The sequence below is a fragment of the Alteromonas sp. V450 genome, from assembly GCF_001885075.1.
Taxonomy (GTDB): Bacteria; Pseudomonadota; Gammaproteobacteria; order Enterobacterales; family Alteromonadaceae; genus Alteromonas.
This window is the reverse complement of the sequence record NZ_MODU01000004.1, coordinates 1,464,835-1,486,125: the sequence shown is the minus strand read 5'-3', so window position 1 is coordinate 1,486,125 and position 21,291 is coordinate 1,464,835. Positions and strand designations below refer to the sequence as shown.

General features: G+C 43.6%; 16 protein-coding genes and 1 pseudogene. 7 read left to right on the top strand and 10 right to left on the bottom strand.

Annotated features, from left to right (window positions below):
* Positions 1 to 52 precede the first annotated feature (52 nt).
* The 5 genes from BK026_RS06510 to BK026_RS06490 all read right to left on the bottom strand — a co-directional run bounded on the left by BK026_RS06510 (position 53) and on the right by BK026_RS06490 (position 4,547).
* Positions 53 to 1,348, bottom strand: a complete 1,296-nt coding sequence (locus BK026_RS06510) for a TRAP transporter large permease (protein WP_071815108.1) — start codon at positions 1,346 to 1,348, stop codon at positions 53 to 55.
* A complete protein-coding gene (locus BK026_RS06505; RefSeq protein WP_071815106.1) occupies positions 1,348 to 1,833 on the bottom strand; it encodes a TRAP transporter small permease in 486 nt (161 codons plus the stop codon). The genes BK026_RS06510 and BK026_RS06505 overlap by 1 nt, the downstream gene beginning before the upstream one ends.
* Before the next feature lie 2 nt (positions 1,834 to 1,835).
* A complete protein-coding gene (locus BK026_RS06500; RefSeq protein WP_071815104.1) occupies positions 1,836 to 2,819 on the bottom strand; it encodes a TRAP transporter substrate-binding protein in 984 nt (327 codons plus the stop codon).
* A 30-nt stretch (positions 2,820 to 2,849) separates the two neighbouring features.
* The gene (kduI, locus tag BK026_RS06495) at positions 2,850 to 3,695 is read right to left on the bottom strand and encodes a 5-dehydro-4-deoxy-D-glucuronate isomerase (protein WP_071815102.1); all 846 of its coding nucleotides are present in this window, start codon (positions 3,693 to 3,695) and stop codon (positions 2,850 to 2,852) included.
* Positions 3,696 to 3,788: 93 nt separating this feature from the next.
* A complete protein-coding gene (locus tag BK026_RS06490; protein WP_071815101.1) occupies positions 3,789 to 4,547 on the bottom strand; it encodes an SDR family oxidoreductase in 759 nt (252 codons plus the stop codon).
* A gap of 175 nt (positions 4,548 to 4,722) precedes the next feature.
* Here BK026_RS06490 and BK026_RS06485 point away from each other — a divergent pair, with 175 nt between their 5' ends.
* From BK026_RS06485 to BK026_RS06475, 3 genes are all read left to right on the top strand, one after another.
* Positions 4,723 to 5,955 (top strand): DUF4861 family protein, encoded by a 1,233-nt coding sequence (locus BK026_RS06485; protein ID WP_256253701.1) that lies wholly within the window; start codon positions 4,723 to 4,725, stop codon positions 5,953 to 5,955.
* A 450-nt stretch (positions 5,956 to 6,405) separates the two neighbouring features.
* Positions 6,406 to 8,244: an alkaline phosphatase PhoX gene (locus BK026_RS06480; RefSeq protein ID WP_071815099.1), complete on the top strand. Its 1,839-nt coding sequence runs from the start codon at positions 6,406 to 6,408 to the stop codon at positions 8,242 to 8,244.
* Between the two features lie 64 nt (positions 8,245 to 8,308).
* Complete coding sequence (locus BK026_RS06475; RefSeq protein WP_071817529.1) at positions 8,309 to 10,021, top strand: hypothetical protein; 1,713 nt, start codon at positions 8,309 to 8,311, stop codon at positions 10,019 to 10,021.
* A 132-nt stretch (positions 10,022 to 10,153) separates the two neighbouring features.
* Here BK026_RS06475 and BK026_RS06470 read toward each other — a convergent pair whose 3' ends face one another.
* Complete coding sequence (locus BK026_RS06470; RefSeq protein ID WP_071815098.1) at positions 10,154 to 11,137, bottom strand: glycosyltransferase family 2 protein; 984 nt, start codon at positions 11,135 to 11,137, stop codon at positions 10,154 to 10,156.
* A gap of 542 nt (positions 11,138 to 11,679) precedes the next feature.
* On the opposite strand from BK026_RS06470, the gene BK026_RS06465 reads away from it, so the two are divergent.
* The gene (locus tag BK026_RS06465) at positions 11,680 to 12,228 is read left to right on the top strand and encodes a hypothetical protein (protein WP_071815097.1); all 549 of its coding nucleotides are present in this window, start codon (positions 11,680 to 11,682) and stop codon (positions 12,226 to 12,228) included.
* Positions 12,229 to 12,243: 15 nt separating this feature from the next.
* Here the strand turns inward: BK026_RS06465 and BK026_RS06460 are convergent, their stop codons facing one another.
* Positions 12,244 to 13,227, bottom strand: coding sequence for an endonuclease/exonuclease/phosphatase family protein (locus BK026_RS06460; RefSeq protein WP_071815096.1), 984 nt, complete (start codon positions 13,225 to 13,227; stop codon positions 12,244 to 12,246).
* Between the two features lie 391 nt (positions 13,228 to 13,618).
* Between BK026_RS06460 and BK026_RS06455 the strand changes: the two genes are divergently transcribed.
* Together BK026_RS06455 and BK026_RS19945 are read left to right on the top strand one after the other, a co-directional pair.
* The gene (locus BK026_RS06455) at positions 13,619 to 14,227 is read left to right on the top strand and encodes a BON domain-containing protein (RefSeq protein WP_071815095.1); all 609 of its coding nucleotides are present in this window, start codon (positions 13,619 to 13,621) and stop codon (positions 14,225 to 14,227) included.
* A gap of 161 nt (positions 14,228 to 14,388) precedes the next feature.
* A complete protein-coding gene (locus BK026_RS19945; protein WP_083575035.1) occupies positions 14,389 to 14,598 on the top strand; it encodes a transposase in 210 nt (69 codons plus the stop codon).
* Between the two features lie 496 nt (positions 14,599 to 15,094).
* On the opposite strand, the gene BK026_RS06445 is transcribed toward BK026_RS19945, so the two are convergent.
* Both BK026_RS06445 and BK026_RS19770 read right to left on the bottom strand, forming a co-directional pair.
* On the bottom strand, positions 15,095 to 16,270 hold the full coding sequence (locus BK026_RS06445; protein WP_071815094.1) for a hypothetical protein: 1,176 nt from the start codon (positions 16,268 to 16,270) through the stop codon (positions 15,095 to 15,097).
* 1,335 nt (positions 16,271 to 17,605) lie between these two features.
* Positions 17,606 to 18,700, bottom strand: a pseudogene (locus BK026_RS19770) (polysaccharide lyase family 7 protein); the annotation flags it as partial.
* A gap of 617 nt (positions 18,701 to 19,317) precedes the next feature.
* Here BK026_RS19770 and BK026_RS06435 point away from each other — a divergent pair.
* Positions 19,318 to 19,695, top strand: coding sequence for a hypothetical protein (locus tag BK026_RS06435; protein ID WP_071815093.1), 378 nt, complete (start codon positions 19,318 to 19,320; stop codon positions 19,693 to 19,695).
* A gap of 125 nt (positions 19,696 to 19,820) precedes the next feature.
* On the opposite strand, the gene pyk is transcribed toward BK026_RS06435, so the two are convergent.
* Complete coding sequence (gene pyk, locus BK026_RS06430) at positions 19,821 to 21,257, bottom strand: pyruvate kinase (protein WP_071815092.1); 1,437 nt, start codon at positions 21,255 to 21,257, stop codon at positions 19,821 to 19,823.
* Positions 21,258 to 21,291 lie beyond the last annotated feature (34 nt).

Sequence of the window (21,291 nt, the reverse complement as noted above, 5' to 3'; positions counted from 1 at the left end):
TGTGATTAAACAGCGCATGATCACACCTTTTAGCCTTGATGATACTGCCTTATTAAAATCCAAGTGCACGTGGCAGCGCTTCGCTGAACCAAGCGACATACGTGACCAGCATAAGAACAACAAACATAGCCACATATAAAGGTATTAGCGGTCGAATAATATTCTCAAGTTTGGTTTTGGCAATGGCGCAGGTTATGAAAAGTACTGCGCCAACGGGCGGTGAGCACAAACCAATAGACAGGTTGAGCACGAGCATGATGCCGAATTGCAGTTCGCTCATTCCAAGTTCTAAGGCCACCGGCAAAAATATGGGCGTAAAAATAAGTACAGCAGGCGTCATATCTAAGAATGCACCAACTACGATAAGTAATAGGTTGATTAAGAGAAGAATTAGTAATGGGTTATCGCTTATCGACAATAGTGCGTTACTTAAGGTTTGCGGAATGTTCTCGAACGACAGTAGCCAAGACATCGCCGTTGAGGCTGCGATAAGCAGCATTACAATTGCCGTCGTTTCTGCCGCCTTCAAGAAAATATCAGGTAGGGCTTTCGCATCCACTTCTTTATAAAACACCACAGCTAACAGCAATGAGTAAACCACCGCAATGGCACCAGCTTCGGTAGCGGTAAAAACGCCGCCCACAATGCCGCCAATCACTAAGAATATGAGGAATAGGGAAGGGAGTGCTGCGATAGTTTTTTCGACAACTATTTTAATAGGCAGTCGCGGCGATAGCGGGTATCCCTTCATTTTTGCGTAGATAAAGCACACCAGCATGAGCGCTAGACCCACCATAATGCCTGGAATATAGCCAGCCATAAAGAGGGCGGCGATGGATACGCCACCGCTAGCGATTGCGTATACAATTAAGATATTACTTGGTGGAATTAACATACCCGTAGTTGATGCAGCGGCAGTGACCGCGGCGCTAAAATTCGGCTCGTAGCCGGCTTTTTTCATTTCGGGTAACATGAAGCTGCCAATAGCAGATGTGGTTGCTACCGCAGACCCCGAGATTGCACCGAAAAGCATACAGGAAACAACATTAACTAAGGCTAGACCGCCTGGCAGGGCGCCAATAAGCGCCATTGCGCACTCTATTAATCGTTTGGCTATCCCGCCACGTCCCATGATAAGGCCAGATAAAACAAAAAATGGAATTGCCAGCAGCGCAAAGCTATTAAGGCCACCTGCCATACGCTGGGCAATAGTAATGGTAGCCGGTGCAATGTCCATGCTCATTACCATAGCAAGCAGCGTGGCTACACCAATGCTGATTGAAATTGGCACATTTAAAAGAAGGAGTACGAAAAAGGCAACGACTAAGATAATACCGGTCAGTTCCATTACGCTGACTCCTTATTATTGTTTCGCCACAACGCAGTAATGTTTACCAGTGCATAGGCAATGATAAGGCTTCCAGATAGAGGAAGCACGCTGTAGATAAAGCCCATTTTAACACCTAGCGCTGCGGAAATTTGTTCTAGCTCTAATGTAAGAGAAACCAGTTCGGCGCCACCATATACCATCACTAAAACACAAAAAATAATGACGATAATTTCAACGCAGGTGAGCAAAAGGCGTTTCACTTTACGAGACTGACGCTCAACAATTAAGTTGAAGCCTAAATGCGCATTTTGACGATACGCATAGGCCGCACCTAAGATGCCAATCCAAATAAGTATGAATCTAGACAACTCTTCGGTGATTGATGCTGGATCTTTAAGAACATAACGCGAGACCACTTGCCAAATTACGGTAAGTAAAATACTTACCATGGCAATAATAAGGGTGCCGGCTAAGGCTTTATCGATGAGGCGTATTATTGTCATTGTTACATCGCTTTTATTTGCGTAATTAAGTCGCCAATTGGCGTGCCTTCAAAGCTCTTATGGAAAGGCTTTACCGCTTCAACGAAAGGCGCTTTGTCAGGCGTAATAACCGTGACGCCTTCAGCTTTTACCTTTTCTAAAGAGGCTTGCGTAGATGTTTTCCAAAGTTCGCGTTGGTATTCAACAGAGTCTTTCATTGCTTTGGTTAACCACGATTGCTGCTGTTCATTCAAACTTTCCCATACCGGAAGCGATGCCAGCATGACATCTGGAACACTAGTATGCTCGTCAAGGCTGTAATAACGGGCAATTTCATAATGACGTGAAAGGTAGTAGCTAGGCGGGTTATTCTCAGCACCATCCACAACGCCTTGCTGAAGTGCCGTGTATAGCTCTCCCCAAGAAACGGGGGTTGCGGCTCCCCCAAGTGCGCGAACGGTTGCAACCGCAGTAGGGCTGTTCAACACGCGAATTTTGAGCCCGTTCAGATCGCTTGGTGTTTCTATTGGTTTGTCGTTGGTGTAAAAACTACGGCTTCCCGCATCGTAATAGCCGAGACCTTTAAGTCGGAAGTCTTCAACACCAGATAGCAACTCATCGCCTAAATCGCTGTTTAATACACGCCAGAAGTGCTCGTTATCGCGGAAGATATAGGGAATGCTAAAAATCTTCATCTCGGGAGCAAACCCCTCTAGCGGGCTTGCGGACACCTTCGTCATAGCGAGTGAGCCAATCTGCAGCAGTTCTACCATCTCTCTTTCGGTTCCGAGCTGGCTGCTCGGGTAAATAACCACGCTCATTGTACCGTCAGAATAGTAATCTAAGCGCTCTCCAAGATATTCCATTGCTTTATGTACTGAGTGTTGCGTATCCAGCGTATGCCCTAAGCGCAATACGGTGATTTCCCCTTGCAATTCATTTTGAGAGCACGCCGATGCAAGCAACATGGCTGTAGCAGAAAGTGTGAGTTTTATATACCGCAACATAATCTTTACACCTACTTAGAACAGGGCTGCTTAGCGCAACTCTGACGGCGGAAACTTATCCATATCATCGTAATCTAAATTCTCACCCGCCATGCCCCAGATAAATGCATAGCTTCCTGTACCGACACCACAGTGAATTGACCAAGGTGGCGATACCACGGCTTCTTCATTCGCTACAAAAATATGGCGAGTTTCATGAGGTTCGCCCATGAAGTGACACACGCGGCTTTCGCTGTCCATATCAAAGTAAAAGTACACTTCATTGCGTCGGTCATGTTGATGAGCTGGCATGGTGTTCCAGACTGAACCGGTATGTAGACGCGTTAATCCCATTTGAAGCTGACAAGTATCAACAACAGTATTGATAAGCAACTGTTTAATATCGCGCTGGTTTGATGTTTCTTGGCTACCTAAATGGAGTACGTTTGCGTCGGCACTACCTATTTTTTTGCAGGGATAGGCGTGATGTGCCGGCGCTGAATTTAAGTAGTATTTGGCGGGGTTAGAGGCGTTGTCTGACTCAAAAATGACGTCTTCATTGCCTTGGCCGATGTATAGGGCTTCTTCGTTATCTAAATGGTAAGTCGTGCCTGAAACGGTAATGGTGCCTGGACCGCCGATGTTTATCACACCCACTTCGCGACGGGCGGTAAAGAAAGGCATTTTTAACTGATCTTCAATGGTTTCTAGTGTCAATGCATGTGCAGTAGGTACGGCGCTTCCAAGCATAAAACGTTCGTAATGGGTGTATATCCATACGACTTTACCCTCTGTCATAAGGGTGTCGACCAAAAAGGCGTCGCGCAGTTCTTGCGTGTTGTAAGCATTGGCCTCTTTACGGCCGATGGCGTATCGTGTGTCTATTTTTTCGTTCATGACTTTCTTCTCATTCTTCGTTGTTTGGCTGCTCAGGGCTATATTACCGCTCAGGGCTATATTACCGCTCAGGGCTGTGACCCTTGTTAGTTATTAGCGTGCTAAAAAGCCGCCGTCGACAGCAAGGATATGGCCGTTTACGTAATTGCTCGCTGCGCTTGCAAGAAATACCGCCGCACCGGCTAAATCATCACTTTCCCCCCAGCGATTAGCGGGAATGCGGGCACAAATTTCAGCACTGCGCGTTTCATCATCTTGCAGTGCTTGGGTGTTATCGGTTTTGATGTAACCTGGCGCAATTGCGTTCACCTGCACATTGTATTGCCCCCATTCGTTTGCGAGCGCTTTCGTAAGGCCGGCAATGGCGTGTTTACTCGCTGTGTAGGCAGGAACGGTGATGCCACCTGTATAACTTAACATTGATGCAATATTGATGATTTTGCCTTGCCCACGTTCTACCATCGTTTTGCCAATAGATTGGCTGAGTAGGAAAGCTGAATCGATGTTGACCGCAAGCACATTTTTCCAGTTGTCAAAAGGAAAGTCGGTAGCAGGTGCTCTAAAAATAGTGCCGCCATTATTTAGCAGGATGTCGATGTGCCCTTTAATGCCTAGCGCATCTTGGGCTAGTTTAACTGCCGCGTCGGCATTGGCGAGGTCGGCGTCTAAAGCCATCCCTTGACCACCTTCACTTTGAATTTTACGTAGTGTCTCGTCACATCCACCTGGTCGAGAACTGGCGCAGATGACAAAGGCGCCAGAAGTGGCAAGTGCTAAAGCTAGCGCTTGGCCTATACCTCTGCTTGCTCCGGTCACTAATGCGGTTTTACCTTCTAGGCTAAAGTTAACCATGTAATTTACCTTTTTACTAAATGGTTCATTGGCACGCCGAATTTTTCGACATACTAAAATGAAAAATCTCGTTAACAAAATTTAAAATAATTGCCACCGGTGGCATTTGTCAATATATTGTTTGAAAATATTGCTAATTAGTTAAATACGTTAACAACCGATGGAGAGCATAAAAGTGAAAAAATTTAGTAAGATAGGTCTAATTTTGGTGCCGTTTTTAGCAAGTTGCTCACAAGGGGATATAAGTTCGGCTTTTTCTGTTAAGGTGAAAAATTCGGCAGACGGTGGCACTGGTGAGCAAGTTTTCGAAATATCTTTGCCGCCACAATATACAGGTTGGAAGTTAAAGAAATACCCATCAGAGTGGATTGAAAATGGCGAAGGGCAAGCGGTGTTATTAGGTGCCGCATCCATTGCGCCAGGTGAAAGCATGTCACTAGAACTTGTTCCTCCGGAGCAAGTAATAAATTCTAACGTTAAAGATAGAGCGCACGCAGAACTTTCGGTAAGAACAGGAGGTGAGTGGCAAGACGCAGCATATCACGCCGAGGGTTTTTCTTTTGAAGAAATTACCTCATTCACATCGCCTCCACAATTGACCGATCATTCTTACTTTTTGCGTTATGAAGGACCAGGCTGGGAGTCTGATCAAATAGGGTATCGCCTTTATCTTGACTGGCGTAACGCTATTGATGTCTTTGTTAAAGCGAACGACAGTGTAGTATTACCTGAGGTGGGGCAAGACGGCTACGAAAGCTATCACAATTTATCTTCGTGGGGAGGAGATGCGCTTAAAGTTGGTAAATCGTTGGGCGTGGGTGCGCTAGGTCGATTAATAGAAAAGGAAACCCAAGACTCCTCAACGCAGACAGTCATGCATTTTCAGCATGTAGAGAATACGCAATACCAATTAGTATCGAATTCTCAGTTGCGGGCTGAGTTCGAGGTTGACTACGAAGGGTGGTCATCGTCTGATGTGAAAGCGGACAGCATCGACGTTACCACGCACTATCGAATAGATGCGTTCGACCCCACAACCCACATCAGTGTTTCTGTATCAGAGCCTTCGGATAATATTGTCGCAGGTCTAGTGGCGCATGATGGAATGCAGGTGATTAAAGCTGAACGCGGAGAGTGGGGCGTGATTGCTACTTGGGGAGCTCAAAGTATCTTGGCAGATAATGACAACCTAGGATTGGCTCTTGTTTACCGGTTAGATCAGGTCGAAAAGATTTTTGAGGGTGAACATGACCACCTTGCATTATTTAAACCTTTAACCGCGTTAGACTATAAAATTCTCGCGGTTTGGCCGAAGCGCAGCAGCGATATACAAACTACAAAACAGTTCGAAGATTATCTGGTTAATAAGTTAAAGGCGTATAATCAACCGCTTACTGTTGTCGATTAATTATCACCTATTGATTAGGCTAGCGGGCCTTGGCGAAATTCGTAGCCCGTTAGCTCATAACATGACTTTCGCTAATTGCCTTCCTCAACTACCCGCTATTGCCATTTTGTTCTATCGAATTATTAAGCAATTATGTCCTGTGATGTTCACGCGCTTAAAGCTCCGACCAGTGCGGTGCAACAAATAATTCATAAACTGACTGAGTGGTTTAGGTTTTCTTGATTGAGCATTCAATAACCCCAATGATTACAGCGCCTTCGTAAACCTTCGCATTTGTTTTATTCGTTTTTTCAGACCCTTGTGTCAATAAAGCTTCATTTTGGTGTCAATTCACTGTCACCGGAATGTCACAAATGTCCTCCAGACTTTCGCCCGCTAAGACCGTTACTGAGGTAAGTCGTCTGCTTACCTCCACTCAACATCGAAAACAAGTATAAGCAAGGAACCATAATGAAAAGCGAAACTCTTCGTGGAATTAAGTATTCAGCGATAGCATTGGCTGTAACACTAGGGATGACTGCCTGTTCACTAGAAGGTGACGACGGCGAAGACGGTGTTCAAGGGCCAGTAGGCGAACAAGGGCCAGCGGGAGAACCTGGGCCTGTGGGTGATACGGCCGGCACGTTAACACGTATTGCTACAGTTCCACTAGGTGCGGAAGTAACCGGTATATTCTTAACTGACGAGGGCGATTTGTTCTTCAACGTACAGCACCCGTCTGGCACAAATGCTGCCACAACAGCAGTTAATGCAATGCCAATCAACACTGGCACGGTGGGTGTACTTGCAGGCGCTAATTTCAACAATCTTCCTGTTACATTACCTAACTCTCCGGTACCAAGCTCTGAGGAAGAAAAACAGTTAGTTACTTCTGCAATCGGTCAATACCAAGTACTAGGACAAACGGGTGATACCTTCGGTACGAAATTACCTGAGGGCCTAGGCCATATCTACACGCTTGATGGTGAAGAGCTAGTTCTTGAAAATGACATGCCAGATTTTAACGGTTTCCTCTCTACCGCAGAAGGCGAAGGTTATCTTTTCTCGAACTGGGAAGAGCTGCCTGGCGGCATGAGCCGCATGAAAGTAGAAAAAGACGACTTCGGCATGTGGGAAGTCACAGAAGCTATGATGCTAGATTTCTCGCCTGTGTGGGGAACAGCGGCAAACTGCTTTGGTTCAATGTCACCGTGGGGTACTCCGCTTACTTCTGAAGAGTGGGTGGTTGACTCGGCCGTAAATACGACTACATCACCTAACTGGAATAACCCGGAAGCTGTATCTACAAATGCGCGCTTAGGGCGTATGTGGCAGATGACCGCACCAGACGCGCCAAACCCTTATAATTATGGCTACATTGCAGAAGTGACAGAGCCGTTGGCCGATGAGCCGGTGATTGTTAAGCATTTCACGATGGGCCGTTACGAGCATGAAAACTCAACGGTTATGCCTGACGGAAAAACGGTTTATCTTTCGCAAGATGATACAGGTGGCGTGCTGTTTAAGTTTGTTGCAGACACAGCAGAAGATTTATCGGCAGGTACTCTTTACGGAGCCAAGCTTACCCAAGATGCAGGTCAAAACGACCCCGCCACCACTGGTTTTGCAGTTGAATGGGTTGAGTTAGCCAGCGGCGACAACTTGACCATTCGCGCTTGGATCGATGAATACAATGGTATTGGTACAGACGACTACGTAGATGGGCAAAGTTCTTACATCACGATGGCCGATGTTCAAGCATGGGTCGATGGTGATGCGACATACCCAACGGTAGAGGAAGGTGGCTCCAGCGTAACAGCAGGACAGCCAATGGATAACCGTGTGGCGTTTCTTGAAAGTCGTGCAGCGGCCCGTTTAAAAGGAGCAACTGCTGAGTGGAGAAAGCTAGAAGGTATTTCTATTAACCAGAAGCGCGCGAAAGAAGCTGTGGAAGGTGTTGATACGATCGAAGGTGAAGTAGTTGAAAATGCATACCTGTATATCGGCATTGCTGATATCGATAACACAATGACGGATGGCGAGGGCGATATGCAGCTGTCAACACGTGTTAAAGACTGTGGTGGTGTATACCGTGCCAAGCTGGAAGAAGGCTACAACATTTCGCGCATTGAGCCTGTGGTGATGGGCGGCACGTATCGTTCAAGCCTAACTGGTGCTGAGCGTTGTGATGTTGAGCAGCTGTCGCAACCAGATAACGTTGTGGTGATGAATGACGGCCGTATTCTTATTGGTGAAGACGGTTTCCAAGAAAACAATACGCTGTGGATGTATGAGCCAGCGGATAAGTAAGTTTTCTTTTGAATTAAAATTATTCCGGGCACTTATGTGCCCGGCTTTTGCCGTTGTGACGATTATGAAAATGCTAAAAATTACTTCAGGTGCAGGCATTCTGCTTGCGCTACTTATCAGTGCAGGGTGTACTGAAAACACAGATGATATTTCAAGCAAAGTATCCAGTGATGTTGCTTATACAGAGGCGCAGCAGGCAGCAGATAACACGCGCACCTACCCATACAAGGAGGGAGATGATATCCCTGCATTGGCTTACATTGAGCACAATGAAGTGTATAACCCTGAGTCAGTAATTCCTCCTCAGTGCTACACCAAAACAGAAGGCGTTAACAACCCATGTTATGCATGCCATCAAAGTTACGATTCAGCACAAAAGCGCCCCAACCAAATGGGTGATGGTACATTGCAAGGCAACTATGAATTTTCTGACGTAGGGTTAACCAACAGTTGGAAAAACCTGTTTATTGACCGAACATCGCTTATTGCGAGTATTGACGATGCCACTATAAAAAAATACGTAGCACAAGATAACTACACCGCTTCGCTTAAAAATGACGTAATGCCAGAATATATGCGCATTGAGAATCTAGGCGCAGCGGTCACTGCGTTTGATAGCGAAGGTTTTGCTAAAGATGGAAGCGGGTGGGTGTCATACAATTACAAGCCTTTCCCAAGTACTTTTTGGCCGACTAACGGCTCAACGGGAGACGCCATGATAAGGCTCCCTGAAAACTTTCAAACGCTAAATGGTGAATACAATAAAGCAGTTTATACAGTGAACCTAAGCTTGGTTGAGATGGCGCTAAAAGAGCTAAACTCGTTAACTGTCGCACCCGTGAATGAGATTGCGTTAAATATAGACATCGACCAAGATGGTAGGCTGTCACAATCCGTCACTGAAATTGCCCGTTCCTCTCACTATATTGGTGATGCAAGTGAAATTCCGTTGGCACATATGCTTTACCCCGAAGGTACAGAGTTCTTACATACCGTGCGCTACATTGGTGTAGATGAACACGGGAATATATACAATGCGCCGCGTATGAAAGAAGTGCGCTATATGAAAAAACATGTGTTCAGAAGCAGAGAAAGCTTAGCTTCTGCCTACTATGCTGAAGCAAAAGATAAGCATTTTGAAAAACTGCCTCAAACCCGCTATTTAGGTGAAAAAGGGATAGACAACGGCTTTGGCTGGACGATAAACGGCTTTATTGAAAATGAACAAGGCGAACTTCGCGCGCAGCACGATCAAGAACTCGCGTTTTGTAACGGCTGTCACAAGACAGTAGGGTCAACCTTCGACCAGACCTTTTCATTTGCCCGCAAAGTACCTGGAGAAGCGGGCTGGGGCTATATAAACCTGCGTGAAATTGAAGATGTGCCAAATATTAATGAGGAAAAAGGCGAGTTCCTTACTTACATGGAGCGCGTGGGTGGTGGTGATGAATTTCGTCAAAACGGCGAAATGCTGGCTAAATGGTTCGATGAAAACGGCATGATTAAGGCGAAAGAAGTGCAGCGTGCTAAGTCAGTGTACGATATCATCACGCCTTCTCCAGAGCGCGCCTATGCGTTAAATAAGGCATACTTAACCATAGTGAAAGAACAAAGCTATTTGTTTGGCCGCGATGCAACGCTGACTAAGGCGACTAATGTGTTAAGTACTATTGATGCCGAGCAGCCTCCGCTGAAGCCAGAACATCGTTTTGAATGGGATATGCGACTCAATTGGCAACGAGAAAAGCCAAGCGCCATTTCAGATGCGCGTCACTAGAAGCCGATTACAGATTATTGCTAGCGTAAGTTTTTTACTCTTTGTCACTTTGCTCGCGAGCGTGCAAATGCTCGCGAGACGTTAGCGTGATGGTTTTTTCCGCTAGAATACGGAGTATCAAAAATGGGCGACTTATGCTGTGGTGCTCAAGAGGCCCGACTCTTTATCTGGGGAACGAAAAGAGGTGAATGAAATAGTATTATGTTCGCTTTTCACCAATGATTTCTCAACCATAGTCGATGATAAGTCTTCATCTTGTTGATGTGGTAGTTGCTTAACTTTAATACCGTTTTGCTCGTAATCAGCGTTAATAAAGCCCTCGTCCGCGTAGGCATTCAGTACATTCGTGCACGGGTAGAAACCCCATTTCGAATGAAAGCGCTGCGCATTGTGAACAAAGTCCAAAAGGTGATTTATCGGGCATTGATAGTTGGGGCGATGTGGCGCAAATGTGCGCGTTGGTAATTGCTCTAGTGAAAATCCCAACGATCGGCAGTGAGTAAAGAAATCCTCGTCGTTTAGTCCGAAACCCGCGTAGTTTTCATCGAAGCCGCCGGTTTTCTGAAAGTCTGCCTTACGAATAAAAAACACTGTAGAACAAATACTATCGTTACTAAACTTTCCATGGTTGATTTCCTGATCTCTTGAAGGTATTTCGTTGTTGTCGTCTTCGGGTAACGTATCGTCATTACTTGCTAAGTAACCAATTGCCTTTTCGTCTTTTGAAATTTGCCGATAAGGTTTACCGCATCGGTCGTTGGGTAAAAAAACGACTGACGTGAATACAACAGTGTTGTCGCAAAGCGCTAACAAACCATCTTTAAAAAGTGATGGTGCAACAACTGCATCTACGTTTAGGTAAACTAAGCTTGCGTGCTTAGCTGCTAACATTCCTTTATTGCGCGCTTTTGCAATGGGAAGCGCGTCTTGCGTTACAAATTTATGAACGATGTCAAATTTGTCGCTGCGGACGAGAGATAAATCAGAAGGTGGTGCCATCCACACTATTACCAGCTCGTCAGGCGTTGGAAAGCATTGTTCGAGTTGAGCAATCAAATTGCTGAGCTTCTCCGTCCGGCTTTTTACAATAGTGACGGCACTAATTGGTGAACGCATACTTTCCTCCCTTGCATACCCGTTAACTAAAGGTGTGTTCTACTCTATAAGTGAACTCTATACTTTCGTCTAAGCAAGTAGTGTTCCTGAATTTTAAATTTTTGATTTTATTGGTTTTTGTATAATTTACTCATAGGTTGTCGACTGATTCAGACTGAGATCGGGCAAGAGGTGCACGGTGAGAGAAAAATTTACAGATTGAAAAATGAAGTGGGAGGCTTATGCAGCTGAACCGCATTTTATTCATAACAAGGCTTGATTTGTGAAAACGTTAACTGGTCGATTGCTGTTCATATGTTACCGCGTATTTTGCGCGTAATAGCTTTGCCCTGGCCACATATTTTGTTATGCTTACTTGGTAGGTTAAACATTACAATTCAATGGTTTAAAGGTGCCTGCAATGGTTACTTAACACGGTTTTAATAGCGTAAAACTCTCCTTTGTGATGAGGGTTTGTTTTACTAGCGTGTAAGTAAATCTTCAGCCTTACTCGTAACGTATTAATTTATGTATTTCTTATTTTTCTTTGGTGGATAAAGGCTGTGGGATCACAATCTTCTGTAATGATTCGAAACTATGACAAACAATCAATAAGAGTGGTTGACGTTATATCAGGTATATCACCCAATGCTATGCGCAGAGTATTTGGCGGCTGGATTTTTTTTGTTGCTGTAGTTGGTGTGATTGTAAGTGTGGCACCAGATTTAAGTGCGCAGTTCATTGGTTTAACGCTTTTTGTCCTTGTTGCTTTTACTTTGATCATGTTCGGACAGAGCAGAATAGCAGAAGGTTGGCCAGCTATTATATGTGATAACGACTATATTGGCGTGGTGCGTGACCCGATGAAGCGTGAATACATTTGCGTTCGCTCGGCTTTGGTCAAAGACGCGAGACCTGCGCTGATTAAGCCCAACAAGAAAGCTGTTGAAATCGTTTTAGACAAAGAGCAACTCTCGCCAGAAGATCAAGAAGTGCTCAACCAAGCTGTGTGGCCACGCGAAGGCAGCCTAATTGGACTGGCTCATTTCAAAAAGCGTGAAGAGGCTTGCGATAGCCTTATGTGGTGTGTAAAGCACCGCGGTTCTCGGTAATAAGTGCGTACCCGCCTATGCATCGTTCTCAATTAGTGCCAGTTCTGTGTATAGCGGGTAGTGGTCTGAGCCAACACTCTCTAATTTTTCTATGTTCACCAATGCAAAATGTTTCGAATGAAACACGTGATCTAAAGGCCACTTCACAAGTGGGTATTTAGCATGGAATGTATTAAAAAAACCGCGTCCCTCTCGTGGATCTAACAGTCCGCTTATCTTTTTAAATTTTCGTGTGGTTGGTGACCACGCCACATCATTTAAATCACCCGCTACGATGATAGGTCCTTTAGTTTTCGCAATTTCATGTCCCACTAATGTAAGCTCTACATCTCTTGGCTTAGCATAAGTGTTTTCTGTGGGGCTTGGAGGCTTCGGATGCAGAAAATATAGCGTTACATCTTGCCCGTGACGATTTATCTTCACTTTCATAGATGGAACGTCGTCTTCAATTAAGAATCGCAGCATGACCTCTTTGAGTGGAATTCTACTGTAAAGATGCATGCCATAAAGGTTTTCTAACGGGCAATATTTGCGATATGGGTATTGTGACTCTATTTCACTTATTCCTTTTTGCCACTTTTCATTAGATTCCAACGTCACCAGAAAATCAGGCTGTTTATTTCTTACATGCTCAATGAGTTTGCGAAAGTCATTATTAGGCATATACACATTGCTAGAAAGTACACTGAGTGTTTTTGTAGCATTTTCAACGCCAACGCGCTTTACTTCGCGTTTATATAAAGGCGTGTAAGGAATTATCCAAATGACTTGGTATATCAGGCTTACTATTAATCCTGCGACGATAGCAATTGTGAAGCCAGTTAATGGTGTGTAATAGGTGGCTTTAAAAACATACCCTGCAAGTAATAGCGCAATAACGACGGCTATTTGTAGACGTGGAAATTCCCAAACTCTTACCAGCCAATGAGAAGAGGGGAGTAGTGGCGCCCAACTTAGGGCTATAAATAAAACTGAAGCGACAGTGAGTGCAGAGTCCATGTCCGGTTGTTCCTTGAATTTTATTTAATGAAGAAGCGCTTTGCCTGAAACCATCGCTGCGTTGATAACGGCGAAAAAATTGTCAAATTTAGACAATCCGTACTTAAATACGACAGCTTTCTAAATTAAGTTTAACCTTAGCGTAGCGCTCACAATATGTTGAGTGAAGTGCCTTCTACGTGTAAGCACCAGACTGCTTACCCGCAATAAAAAAGTCCTCACTTATACGCTTATTAAATTAAGTAAAAAATTCTCGATTACAGGCAAAGATTGCAAGGTGACATTGGTTGTAATGAAAATCGTATAGAATATTAATGTTTAAATTCAAATGCTTACGTTGTGGCAAGGATTTGGCATCATACATTGTGAGTTTCGACAAAGGAGAAATGTTATGAAACGTTCACTTATTTCTATGATTGTTGCTACCACGTTGACTACAGCTGCATACGCAGGTGATATGGACACTGACAGCACAGATAATAAATGGGAGAAAGGTGCCAAGGACGCATGGATTGACGGTAAAGCCGAAGCAACATTGCTATTTAATGGCAACCTTGATTCATTCGACATTAATACTGACGTGAAAGACGGAAACGTTGTTCTTACGGGCAAGGTAGAGAACACCGTAGATAAAAAATTAGCAGAAGAGCTAGTCGCAAATATCGACGGCGTAATGTCTGTTGACAACAAATTGACTGTTGTTGCTGATGACGACATGGATGGCGACATGTCAGATGACATAGAGAGTTCGGTTGACGAGGGTACCAGCGAGCTGACGGATGCCAAAATTGCCACCGTTATTAAAACACGTCTTTTGATGGACACTGATATTTCAGGTTTTGATATTGATGTTGACGTAGAAAACGGTGTAGTGATGCTAACGGGTGAGGTAGACTCTGATGCGGAGCGCGATTTGGCTGTAGAAATTGCAAAGAATGCGTCTGACGTAAAAGACGTTGAAAGTAATCTCCGCGTAGTTACTGAAACTGCAATGAACTAAAAGTTTCTTTATTGAACTTAATGGAAAAGGGGCATTCGCCCCTTTTTTCTTGCTTATTTTAAGTAAAGTTGTCTTGTCATCAAGACAGGCCCCCTGCGTCAGGATAGTTGTCGCCTCAGGTTTTCATAAGAGTAAAACAGGGAGCGGTAAGTTAGTCATGAATGAAGCATTACCCAGAAGAGCATAAAAAAGCAGTTGTTAGAAAGCTGATAGAAAGTGGCTTATCATTACGTCAATTCGCAAAGCTAGAAGGTATGAATTTATCTACTTTGTATTCTTGGCGTGATAAGTATTTAAAGGTAGGCCCTAGTTTGAAAGATAGCATTAACGCAGATAGTTGGTCCCCAGAACAAAATTCTCAATTGTGCTAGAGACAGCGGCATAAAGCGAAATCGAATTAAGTGAGTATTGCCGAGTAAAAGGTCTTTACCCTGAGCAAATCAAAGAGTGGATGCTCAGTTGTATTGCGGGTATTCAAACACAGGCGCAGCAGCGTAAGCAACTAACTCAAGAGCGAAAGGCAGATCGCAAACGGATCAAGAGCTGGAAAAAGAATTGAAGCGCAAAGATGCCGCGTTGGCTGAAACAGCAGCCTTGTTGGTGCTAAGAAAAAAGTTAAATGCCTACTGGGGGGAAGACGAGGACAATTAACCTCACTCTCAGATAGGCAGCATTACGCCTCTCTAATTGATGAAGCCGTTGTTTTAGGTGCTCGAAAAGAAAAGGCTTGTGAAGAAATTGTGCTTGTCCAAAAAGCCCTAGCGCATTTTCGCGAAAACCGCGTCAAAGGAAAAAGCCTACGGGCTCGAAATTTTAAGTAAAAAAACTTACAAAAAAGGACACCACCGAAGTGGTGCGCTTATGTTCTTATTGAGTAGTACAGCTTACAGTTGGGGCGCCGTGTATCGCTTCTGAACCATCTGGAGTCACCGTTATCGTTGTCTTACCATCAGGGTAAGTCACTTTGGTAATAATATAAAAATTACGATAACCAATGATATTCGAAAATGATCGGCAATTTTGTGATAAGCCTCTTAAATACGACTGAACTTCGCTACCGGCTATTGGTAATGCTGAACCTGCTTGTAGATCATTAGCTGCAACAGACAATAGAGGTTTCTTCCCATCTTTATTTCTAGCTCCTCTACTTTTAGTATAATCTGGAGCTATCCCTAAAGCCTCGCCTAAATCTAAATCGAGCAAAAGATATGAACCATCAGGCCACGTAAATGAAATAGGAAATTCATTCGATATCGCCCTCGCTAGTGCAAATCCGCCAACCGTTAATTGAATGCTCGTTCCATCTAATGCGTCAGTTAACTTACGTAAAAAAGAACTTGAAGATTTTTCATTCATGCCGTCTAAAAATGTTACCAATTCTGCGTTACACTGAGAACTAACAACGAAAGCGACGGCGCTAGGACAGGCCTCTTTGAACCTCCCACCAGGCGTTGAGCTGCTGTTTATTTTTTGTGCTGAACCAATCTCAATGTTATTAGACTTTGTCGGCATGTATTTTTCTGTCTGTATTACCTCAGAAAACCCATTGGTGACGACACCATCGTCTGAAATACTAAATCTGAATTCGTTGGGAAGTTGTTCAAACAATTCTTCAAGCGTTAAAAGCGAATCAAGAATAGAGCGCTCTGTAGTCCCAATCGAGATACGGTTAGATATCAAGCTGGTACCAAAACCATCTTTTGAAATCGAAAAATATTCGCCATGGGCGTTTTGCGCATCGACTACAAGATAACGAACTTCAGATACTGCTCGGTCGTCTGAGCAAGCTATTCCCATTTCACCTGCGCCGCAAGATTGTTGAAACAGTATTGTTGTAGCGCGCTCTTTAAGACGCTCTTCACTATATTGAGTGCATAATGCAGAATTATTTGGGTCTGCCGTGTTACAAATTAAGAGTTCTTTATGTACCGCAGTAGCGTTTGCTCCATTATCAAAATTTACTTGTGCACACACCTTAGGAGAATCATAAGCAAGTAATGCGAAAAGCAAACACAGCATGAGAGCTTGTGCATTTGACATCATAATTTTACGGTTTTTAATTTTTCGATTTGATTTGATTTGATTTAAGAAAACTGATTTTTATCATAGAGTAATCCTTTGCTACAGGTAATGAAATATTAGTTAAATATAAAGTTGTTGTGAGTTTTCCTTACTCAACATTAATACTTTAGTCTAGTTGAAAAAGCGGTGCAAGAAGACGAAGGGTAGAAGTAATTAATGACTCCCTCCTTAATTTGACAGTTAGTTTAGCGTTTATCTGTTCCACGGTGCCATGGCTAAAATGCGAGCAACGCCACAAAACCAACTTATTCCGGCAAATATTAATCCACAGCCAATAAACGCCGCCGCAAAATTGAACATGGGTGCATAAAAATACCCTAACAAAGAAATTGACAACAGCAATAATCCTGTTGTCATTTGACTTGTCGATAGATAGCTTAACCAAAAAGTACTTACACAATGCAAGCATATTCGAAGTCAAAGAAGGTCATCAACACATACAAAAAAGAACACCACCGAAGTGGTGCGCTTATGTTCTTATTGAGTAGTCCAGCTAACAGTTGGGGCGCCGTATATTGCTTCAGAGCCATCTGGAGTGACAGTTATCGTTGTCTTACCATCGGGGTAAGTCACTTTGGTAATAATATAAAAATTACGATAAACAATAATATTCGAAAATGACTTGCGAGTATAAGAAATATTAACGCTATGTACTACCCACCGTGTCAGATGTATTTAAGGCTAGTTGAACGTGTGTTGTACAACTTAACCAAATAAAGGGGCATTCTCCCCTTTTTTCTTGCTTATTTTAAGTAAGGTCGTCTTGTCAGCACATCGACATAACTAATGTTTCCACTCTTCACTCAATAAAACAACATCATCGTTTGCAGATTTAATTTCTTTACGGAATTCAGTGCCATTTTCTGCTACAAAATAAAATTCATAAATCGTTGTGTCAGTTCCGTATTGCTTACTTTCAATAATACGCCTAATTTGATCAGAGTTTTCCTGCTTCTTGATAAGTGTTTTTACAGCGGACGGTAAATCTTCCATAGCCATATCCCGCTGCACTTCAACAATTTTCCACTGCTCGCCATCTAGCAGCATATCGAATTCTATCTCACTTCCGTTAGCGTCTTTACCTTCTACATCAAGATATACATGATCGTGTTTGTATTCTTTCTCAACGTCTTGTACTACAAAGTTAGGATCAACATTTTTTATTGCCGTTAACGCGGAAGTAGGAATAGCATCTACGGGTATCGCTTCTTTTTCGTTTAGCGTGCCGCCAATCTTAACACTGACGCTTTTTGCCACAGCTCTTTGCATGACAAGGTTGGCTTTGAAGGTTTCAGTCGGTTCGCTGCTTTCTCCTACCGTCAAGTGGGAAAACGCGACCTGTACATAGTCGCCATTCTTCTTATCTTCTTCCCAGTTTCCCGTGCCCATACATGCAGCGTACCAAAAGCCGTCATCATCTTTAGTACTGCACTGATTATAAGCGCCCGCTTTAAAATAATTCCAATCTAGCGTATAGCCGTAAGGGTGATCGTGCTGGTCCAACTCACCATAGGCATTCACTCCATTGGCAAGATTGATAGCATAATTAACAGTTTTGTGTCCGTCTGATTTAAAGCTTAGGTACATCACATCGCCGTGAACGTTCACTTCGTAACTAAAGCTTTCGTTAAGTTTAATTCCCTCGCTACCCGGGTTTTCGGAGTTGTTCCACAAATTTCCCCAAACTGGATAAGCAATATCAGTACGGTTCTTATCATTTTTGGGCAAGTTGCGCTCGTAAGTCCAGAATACGGACCCTGTTTCATGCTGTGGCCACTTTTTATAATAAATCTTAAGTGGTTCATTACCCCAACCAAACCCTTTGACTTTTTTTTCCCATTTGCTGGCATGAATCTGACCAATAACTACCGAAAAAGCAGGTGGTTTATTTGGATACTTTGCCCGTCTTGCTACATGTTGAACCTTAAGTGTTGCATTCAATTTGCCACCAACCTGAGCAAAGCGGTCCGAAATTGGGTTACTGGCAACCGTAAAATTGTTTTTGGGCGAATGGGTTTTTATTCGAGTGTTGGTACCGCGGAGCATATGTCGAAGTTCGCTGCGGGTATTAGATGAGTTTTTTGTCGTCAGTGCTTTATTAGGGGCGGCAAAAACCAGATTACCTTCATCGTCAACATAGAAAAAATCTTTGTGCTCGAAGGTTTGCATATCCTTGACGGAAACTTCGTCAACTTTCCCATTGTTATCTTTATCGGTAGGGATTGTGATTTTCCATTCGCTTAAATCAAACTTTTCTGCTGGCAATACTGTTGCATTAACAACGTTTGAACCGCACACAAGTGTCAGAAAAGCAATGAAATACTTTGGAATTGTATCGAGAGTACCTTTGTTTAAGGGGAGCAGGGAAGCAGTGGCTTTTTTTAGAAACATCGAAACCTCTTGATAAACAAACATTAACTTACCTAATAAAGACTTAAGTATGCGTTTTTGGTAAGTCCAGTTTTGGGTTTTAAGTTTTATTTGTAATGCCAATCTATCATTATTGTAAAACAATAGCAAAATGTTACGAAAGCGTTAATATTTATGGCTTTTGGCGTGGTTTGATTAGTGCGTAAGCCGTAATTTAATTGTTGTAGGCTCTTTTTATTCGACTAAAGAACAATGAATAAGACATCTGTAGACCCAAAAAATAAACTTTTTGGTAATACCGGATATGCGATACCTATTATATTCTTCTCTCCGTCTGAGTTAAGCCTCTACAGCACATACGGTGTGCCTAAAAGTCAGTTCAAGCGCTATCAGAAATATCGGGAATATTTGCTCTTGTAGTGTGTAGAAAATACTGCCACTGGCTTATTTCAGTAATCCCGATTGCTTGTATGTACCTGATAAAAAAGAGAATGCTTTTTGGTACGGAAGCTGCATTTTGTAGATTGTGAAAGTTAATCTGTGAAAGCTAAGTAGTTATCTGACAAGCAGGCGTTAATTTTAATATTGATTCTTTAACTGGAGTTATGGGCATTTCAATGGTGCTCAGGGAGTGAGACATGAACGTTTTAAAATGGGTTTATTCGGCTATTTTTGTGTCAGTTATTATTGTGTTAATTGGTGCGCTAGGGCAAGGTAAACTGTTTGTGAGTCAAGCAACGGCCGACGATGTTGAACGCCCCGTGCATGCTGATATCGCTCATGTTGAAAAATCTGTTTTATTAGCCGATTTCGATATGTCTAGAAAAAATCACCTTCTTAGAAAAACGCGATTAGACTTCTATATTGCACAAGCCAAACAGGCAGATTTAAGGGGGTGGAAATTTAAGCGTGATGAATTTGTTGAACGCGCTGAAAATATTTTGAGCCACCACCTTACCCAGTATGCTAATGACGCGGCTCAAGAAGCAAAAACGTATACGGCACAAGCAATTTAAACAGTGAATAAACTTTAAAAAATGCCCCTAGCGTTTAAAACGATAGGGGCGTTTTTGTTTATGTGCAGCCTAAACGTTCTTATGGAGCAACGAACATTTAGGGGAACATTTTTATCTTCATGTGATTATTCGACTTCGACTATCTTAAGTGTGTTTGTCGCGCCGACTTTCTCCATTTCATCGCCGTACGTCAAGATGATGCTGTCTCCGCTTTTTATCAGACCTTTATCTTTTAACGAGGCAATAACGTCGTATTTCAACTTGCCAGGCTCACTATTTGAAGAGTCAAAGAAGATAGGCTTTACACCGCGGCACAGCGCCATTGTGTTAAGCGTCGATTCATGTCTAGACATCGCAATGATAGGCAAAGATGTTGTAATACGTGACATTAGCGTGGGCGTACTTCCGCTCTCTGTTAAGCCTACGATAGCCTTAACACTGGGAAGGTGGTTCGCAGCGTATACCGCCGACAATGCTATAGATTCGCTAGTCGACGAAAATTGCTGGTCCATGCGATGCTTAGAAATTTTTATGCTGGGGTGTGTTTCTGCACCTTCACAAACACGGGCCATGGCGGCTACAGTTTCGATGGGGTAGTTACCCGCCGCTGTTTCAGCGGAAAGCATTACTGCGTCAGTTCCATCTAGTACGGCATTAGCCACGTCCATAACTTCTGCACGTGTTGGCATCGGGCTGTCAATCATTGACTCCATCATTTGCGTAGCAGTAATAACTACCTTGTTTAATTGGCGAGAGCGGGCGATGAGTTTTTTCTGCACACCAACCAGTTCTGCATCGCCAATTTCAACGCCTAAGTCACCGCGAGCAACCATTACTGCGTCTGAAGCACTAATGATATCGTCCATGGCTTCGTCGGAGGCAACCGTTTCGGCTCGCTCTACTTTCGCGCAGATTTTTGCATAGCAGCCGGCAGCTTCAGCAAGCTCTCTTGCATAGTTTAAGTCTGCACCACTACGTGGGAATGAAACGGCGAGGTAATCGACACCGATTTTAGCTGCCGTTTTAATATCTTCTTTGTCTTTTTCAGTAAGTGCGTCAGCCGATAGACCACCGCCTTGTCGGTTAATACCTTTATTGTTTGAAAGTTTACCACCTACAGTAACCTCAGTGAGCACTTTGCGCCCTTCGACACCGGTTACACGAAGCTGGATCCGGCCATCGTCAAGAAGAAGAATATCGCCTGCAGAAACATCGTCTGGAAGGGCTTTGTAGTCGATGCCAACTTTTTCACTGTCACCTTCATCACGACCTAGCTCGGCGTCTAGTATAAACTTGGCACCCACCTTTAGGTGAACAGCCCCTTCTACAAATCGAGCAACCCGAATTTTAGGACCTTGAAGATCGCCCAAAATAGCGACGTATTTACCTAAATTTTTAGCAGCCTGGCGAACGCGCTTTGCTCGCTCGATGTGATCTTCAGCTTGTCCGTGTGAAAAGTTCATACGCACTGTATTTGCGCCTGCGGCTATAAGCGCTTGAATTTTTTCAAGGGAGTCTGTTGAAGGCCCGAGAGTGGCAAGAATTTTGGTTCTTCTGGTCATATTATTCCGTCGCTATTTCTTTCGTTATAAAAGA